Origin of the sequence: Ileibacterium valens (assembly GCF_001945525.1) — a bacterium.
Taxonomy (GTDB): domain Bacteria; phylum Bacillota_I; class Bacilli_A; order Erysipelotrichales; family Erysipelotrichaceae; genus Ileibacterium; species Ileibacterium valens.
In genome coordinates this window covers 1-511 of record NZ_MPJW01000095.1, presented here as the reverse complement: position 1 = coordinate 511, position 511 = coordinate 1, and the positions used below count along the sequence as shown (strand labels likewise).

Genomic DNA, 511 nt, shown 5'->3' with positions numbered 1-511 from the left:
CATGTAATTGATCACCTTTCCGGTACCTCCTGTTCTCCTCAGATTAAGGAGCAGAAGATACAAAAATAGTGGCAACTTTTCAACCGATATTCGTCAAAAAGTAGCCACTTTTAAACTAACAAATACATTGGCCACTTTGACGCAGCCATGGATTGCACGGTCAGTCTTCAGCTTCATTTCGATATCTGTAAGTTCACACAAAGCTTCTATCACTGACTTTTCCTTGTTTCCAATCTGCTCAAGGTATTCATCCAGGTTGATTTCCATTCCTTTAAGTCCGAGACTGCTCAGGTTATCGACCAGCCGTCTGTATTTCTTCTGTTCTGTCATCATTCTCAGCTCCTCTATTTCACCTTTCCGGCAAGAAGATCCATTTTCTTCAGAGATTCCTCTGCCTTCTTCTGGATTCTTGACTCATAATCTTCAGCTGTTTCATCTTTCTTCGGCTCAATTGAATCTCTGAGCCCATCGAGATAATGCTCATTCTTGTAATTGAGGGGACGGTCACTGA

Annotated in this window: 1 protein-coding gene; it reads right to left on the bottom strand. The window is 41.9% G+C overall.

The window, feature by feature from the left end; all coding sequences use genetic code 11:
- Positions 1 to 93: 93 nt before the first annotated feature.
- Positions 94 to 333 carry a hypothetical protein gene (locus BO222_RS04180; RefSeq protein ID WP_075818632.1) on the bottom strand — a complete coding sequence of 80 codons (240 nt, stop codon included), beginning with the start codon at positions 331 to 333 and terminating at the stop codon, positions 94 to 96.
- Between the last annotated feature and the right edge of the window lie 178 nt (positions 334 to 511).